A 5,827-nucleotide genomic window follows, 5' to 3' on the forward strand; every position below is an offset into this window, starting at 1 on the left:
GACAACCTCAGACAACCTCAGACAACCTCAGACAACCTCAGACAACCTCAGACAACCTCAGACAACCTCAGACAACCTCAGACAACCATGTAAAAGGCTTTTGAAAAAAATTTCCTCATCGAAAATTTTTACAAGGTATTTTTTTAGATTATACTCTGTTTTCCACCTAAAATGTTGACTTTATCACCTGATAACCAAAGAAAAATGTTTGACCACCTTGCATGCTGTATCAACCTTTCCCAAAAGGACAAAGCCCACACCGGTCTTTAAATAATGCCAATCAATAAACAATGGTTTGTCAACAATCTGGCTTCGTATCTAACAGATTTAACTTGGCTTCCCCTTTCAAATGCATCCTTGTAATACATCCCCTGTCCAGAGTTACTCTACAAAAAACACTGCTTTAGGAATACGTACAGATGAAAAACACTCCATGCATAAAATTTTAACCACATCTCAAACAATGGTATTTTACAACACAACGGGATAAACTATTGTCTTATAGATTTTCTCGTATCACTCTCATCCTGTTTCAAGAAGTTGCCTGATAAGCACAAAATGCCATCTCAGAGGGTTCAATGCCTCACCATGTACTACAACGCATCGCCAACCTGCTGCTCTTGCCAACAGTGCACCCATTTTGAAAACAAAGAGGGGCTTTTTTCCTACACGCTTTGCCAAAAAAGAAAGCGCTCCATTTTGCCTTTTCTCGCTTTAAATAAACATATCCGTTGACCTCTTTCCACCACCCTCAAAGGACAAAGGTTTTAGCCCCACATCGGTTTGTAAACAATCCAACTCCTCTGAAGGGGCTCCATATCTGCTCATTATTTATATGATTCACTTGCATAATACTTAACCAAGAAAATCCTCACCATAACATTTGCTAATGTATTAAATACTTTAAGCTATCTTACTGATATCACCACCTTCAATAATAGTGTTTTAATGACGGTATTTACGCTATAATAGGATAAAATTATCTAGGGGCTTTTTGTCATCGCACAGCAGCGGTTTAAACCCAGCACTTGAAACAATGGATCACGATACCACAAGAGAGAGGCATTTGGGATAAAATCTTTATTCCTCAGCAAAAAACGCCATGAATAAAGAAATTTTTTTTGTTCTTTCCCTACCTTTAATAATCACTGTCTTGATCCTCTAAAGAACAATAGGTAAACTCACCTTTAGGCATCCAACAAAGGCAGCACAAAAAATAAAGAGAGTTAAGTTTTTTTTCTAAAGCGCATCAAAACTTTCTACACAATATATTCTATAAGACTTTATATTCAATAAGACTTTTTTCATAACAAACATTTTAGCATTTTTATCTTTCTCTCCTACAGCTTTCATTCTCAGGCTTTGACAGCATAAACCACCGCCACATTGACAGGACGTGTTTCATCTCCCCCTGTTTTTTGCAACAAGACCTTATGTTCATGCTCTCCCGCAGGACCTGTCAACAAATTTTTATTGTAAATTTGAGCCAGATTTCTATAATATTCACCGTGATTCATATCCCAAACTACCTTTTCAATCATTGGATAACTATGCTGGTGGTTACCTGTTGAATCTGTTTTTCCTTCATGGGTATGAGATTTAAAAGACTCTTCTTGTCGACTTCCCAAGCGACGTCCTTTATCAATTTCTTTTCCACTATCGAGCCCCCGTAAAAACATTCCACGCAAATCGGGAACATTGAATGTTGTTCTCCCATCTCCTTTTCCCCATGTTTCTCCCAAAACAGCAAAAAGATTGGCATAGTTCCTTCGCGAATATTCTTTACCATCACAGAGTAACCATCCAGAGGGTATTTTTTCTGTAGCAAAAGTCCCAATAAATCCAGAAGAAAAAGTTTCAGGCAAAGGAGGAAAGGGAGGGATTTCAGGAAGTTTTATAGTAGGATTGGTTAAAAACCAGCCATCAGCATTTTTTCCGGCAATATCACGCGTATAGACGACTTCATAAAGCCCCCCTTTTTGAATTTCTCCGCCCTTTAAAGGCATAATACCCTCTGGCGTTGCCATATAAGTTGGTCGTGGTAGCAATTGATTTAAAGAAATATTTGTCTTTCCTCTATTGACGCCTTGTGCTTTAAAGCGCACAACAATGCCATCCATATAAGTCTCAAAAAAAGACTTTGTTGCCAAACGAAGTGACGTTCTCTCGTTTTCCACATCGACAGTAAACTGTGTTTCAATCCCGCCCCCATTATCCAACAAATATTCTTTGATGCGTTGCATCATAGCGCGAGCACTATCATTGACTGTGCTTGGCGGTTGCCCTTCTGCCCAGTTTATATTCTCGTCGACATAAGCATTTTCTGATGCAACAATTGACCAATCATAAATCGAGCTCATAGAAGATACTCTTTATTCAAAAAGGGAAAACGAGCAAAAAATGAAGAAAAGAAAGCCGCAATTTTATTTTTAGATGCCGGCATTTTCTCCATTTTCATTTTTTCCATTTTCAAACCTATTTTGTCATAATCAACATGCAATAACTTTGTTTTTGCATTGACATAAACAGCTTCAGGGTTCACACGCAACACGTCTTGCGCCATAACGCCCTGATAACGTTGTGGATTTCCCTTATAATTAAAGGTATAAAGTGGATATCCCTTTTTCTGCCCCACAGGGATAATATTTTCTTTTGCTCTCACATCACAAAGCCCTAAAATTCCTCCGACCAATCCAAGTACTTGCTGCGCATCACGCAATGGATCTTTTGTCACAGAAGGCATTGTCGTGGATTTTCCTGAAGTCGTTCCGTAATTTCCAGCAGCCTGTGTCCCTACCTGTAACAAGCTTTGCAATCGGTTCCAATCTTGATTATCTTTTTCTGACCATTTTTGGCGTTCAGCATCTAAGACATTTTGGCGGTTTATATCTTGAATCATGCCCCCTTTCAAAGCATTGCTTTGCACGTTACTCTGTCCTTGATAATAGCTATTTGCCGCATTAACTTGATCATTCTGAGAGCGATCAATCATCTGGTTGGCATTCATCATATTGTTAATATCTTGATTATATTGCTGTGCTGCAGCATTTGTTGCCAAGGCGCCTAACTCATCGGCCAGCACACCAGTATGAGCCCCAGAGCCATAACGTCCTGCCCCAGACATCGATTGATTAATTGCATCGGACGTTTTATTCAGAGCATTTTGCAATGCAGTATTAAATTTACTATTGCTTCCAATCCAGCTTCCCTTAGCCATACCGGAAAGATTTGTAGCGCTGTTGGTTGGTGCACTCAACCATTGCGTTACCGTTGGATTGTTATAGAGCCCTGCTGCTTGTTGTAAACCGGTCAGCGCATTTTTTGTCATATTGCTAAGACCAGCGACTCTGTCTCCCTGATAAACGTTTCCGCCAATTCCTTTATTATAAAGTCCAAGTGCATCAGCACTGGCTTGTTTAAGAATATCAGCCGCCCAAGCAGGTGGAGCATTTGTTTGTGTTGTTGTCTGCACTTGAGGTGTGGTTTTTCTACTCATGGGTTCAGAACCTTTCTATATTGAATAAGATTACGAGAATATCCGTGATAAGCGAGCTTTTTCGCCCATCCAGTTCTTCCAAACATGTGCATTTCTTCAGCATTAATTGTTCGCGCCCATTTTTCGACTTCATCAATCAATTTGACCAATTTCAGCCCTCCCTCTCCAGCAAGATCAGAGAGAACGACGCATTTTTTTCCCGTATGGGTTATTTCAACTTTGGTAATTGCAAAAGCACTAAATTGGATTTTATTTTTTAAGACCAGCCACAATTGTGCTTGTCCTGTAGCGATTTCTTCAGCAATTTTTTCCAGACAAACATCATCCGGAAAGCGCTGAACATATTTTTTCAATGCAGCATTGAGAGCCTCTTGATAGGGAGCTATTTTTTCCCATGGCCACTGCTCTGTCAGATGAGCAGAATATAAATCTTGACTCTCTTGTATCATAATTTTAGCTCTTTTAGCTTTGTCACTCATCTCCCCTCAAATAACATTCCGTCTACGCATTTCACGCATTCCATGCCCCCCCGCACAATAAAAGAAAAAAAGCCCCATCATCCCTTTGTCACAACAAAGAGGGAACTTTTTTCTTTATAAAAATAAACCATGGTGCAGCCTATTTTCCTTTATCGCAGAAAAGCATGAAACATAACGCACCACCTTGTTCTTCATATTATAAAGACACAGCTTATCGCATTGTGCCTTTGTTTATAAAGGTTTGGGAAGCCTATGGGGCATTTGTTCTTTAATAATAGAGGCTTGAGCCTATCGCATGATATTACAAAAGGGCATGCCTATCGCATGCCGGCCCGCGTCAATTCCACATCAAATCCAGTGACATGAGTCCAATTCACCCCTTCAGGAATACGCAATTTAAAGCGATAAAACCGTGCCCTTGCACGACAGTGAATTTGTCCAGTATTATAAGAGGGCTGTTTTTCTGGCAACCAAACAGTTTCCTCTTCAAGAGATTGTCGAAAGCGCATTCCCACAGACAAATAAAACTTTCCACTATTGACTTGAGGCATAATATTTTTCACCCGTGTTATCATGCCATTTGTCTGCCCCATTTCTTGTGATGTCACGACACAAGCCATAGGACCCCCAGAAAACGAACCCAGTCTCCCCTGTTGATCAAATGCCCCCAGAATAGGCGATTCATTTTTCCAAGCTTTACTATCGAGAGAAAAGGACAAATCGTCAATATTCTTAGTCACAAAATCAAGACCTTCTAGGGTTGTTCCTGCTAAGAAAATAGGCAATATCATTTTGATATCGACGAGAGCTTTTGTCCATTTTTGCAATCCCCAATCATAAATGAGCAAGATACGTTTATGAAGATTCTCATCAGAATCAACCATCCAATAAACACGATTATACACCCCATCGATAGCAGCAGACAGAGTGTACAGATTATCCTTCCTTGATTTTGCGGTCATCGTTCGATCGACTTTTTCGAACCCAATGGGTATAATCTGTCCCTCATTTGTTATTTGATAAAACCCGCCCTCATCGGCAAAGAATGCTAAATCGCCTCTACAAACAATTGATTCAGCATTTTTTGCGCCTCGTTTATCGTGGATTTTTTGGAAACTAAAAATAATCTTAGAGCCAGGAATAAAAGAACCAGCATAGATTGCAGAACGCATAAAGATAATTGGATTTGTTGTCTCGGTTGCCCCTTGGACGAATCCGCCATCAGGAAAATCTTGATAATCACAACTTTTTTTTCCCACGGTCCAAAATTCAGCATCATTTAATCCAGACCAATGAACCCGTCTTGGATACTCAGTTAATTTCATCAAACAAACGAAATCTCCCCAGATTCGAACAATCCCTGCCTGTGGTGGATTTCCTCCTAAATTTCTAAATGTTTTATCATGATTAATATCAATCACTTGTGGTTTATCATTGGCATTCACAGCAATGATAAAATCACCAAACAAAGCAAAAGACCACGGAGCATCAACATTAGCCAGATAAGATTTTCCTTTTTGGCTAATATCTTTCCAGTTCATTGTTGTATTATCAAGTAAGTAGATTTTATCTCTTGTCCCGACAATAATAGAAACCCCATTTTTTGTTTTAACCGCAAGAGTGCCTAAGATTGGCTCCGGACAAGGCTCTGATAAAGGTTCAAAACTTGGCATAGGGATATAGGAGCCATCCGCTGGGAGCACATTAACAAGTTCATCGGTAAAAATTCCATTGATATCCGCCACATCGGGTCGATAATCAGCGATTGGGAAAAAAGCCATCAAGACCCCCATAAAATCTTTGAAGAGCCCAGTGCCATTCAAAACACCAAGGCTTATTGATAAAAAACCAC

The 5,827-nt window shown here is 39.7% G+C and carries 4 protein-coding genes; all 4 read right to left on the reverse strand.

Features of this window, described 5'->3' with window-relative positions:
• Positions 1–1,355 precede the first annotated feature (1,355 nt).
• Entirely contained in the window at positions 1,356–2,360 is a 1,005-nt protein-coding gene (gene bgtC, locus ACFINK_RS06950) for a gene transfer agent tail collar protein BgtC (RefSeq protein ID WP_375638497.1), read from the reverse strand.
• The gene (bgtD, locus tag ACFINK_RS06955; protein ID WP_375638498.1) at positions 2,357–3,496 is read right to left on the reverse strand and encodes a BaGTA-type gene transfer agent maturation protease BgtD; all 1,140 of its coding nucleotides are present in this window, start codon (positions 3,494–3,496) and stop codon (positions 2,357–2,359) included. Before bgtD ends, bgtC begins: the two co-directional genes overlap by 4 nt.
• Positions 3,493–3,975 carry a hypothetical protein gene (locus ACFINK_RS06960; protein WP_375638499.1) on the reverse strand — a complete coding sequence of 161 codons (483 nt, stop codon included), beginning with the start codon at positions 3,973–3,975 and terminating at the stop codon, positions 3,493–3,495. The genes bgtD and ACFINK_RS06960 overlap by 4 nt, the downstream gene beginning before the upstream one ends.
• Positions 3,976–4,292: 317 nt before the next feature.
• On the reverse strand, positions 4,293–5,756 hold the full coding sequence (gene bgtE, locus ACFINK_RS06965) for a gene transfer agent protein BgtE (protein WP_273791307.1): 1,464 nt from the start codon (positions 5,754–5,756) through the stop codon (positions 4,293–4,295).
• Positions 5,757–5,827: the final 71 nt, after the last annotated feature.

Origin of the sequence: Bartonella sp. AA16NXGY (genome assembly GCF_042197325.1) — a bacterium.
In the GTDB taxonomy this organism is placed as follows: Bacteria; Pseudomonadota; Alphaproteobacteria; order Rhizobiales; family Rhizobiaceae; genus Bartonella.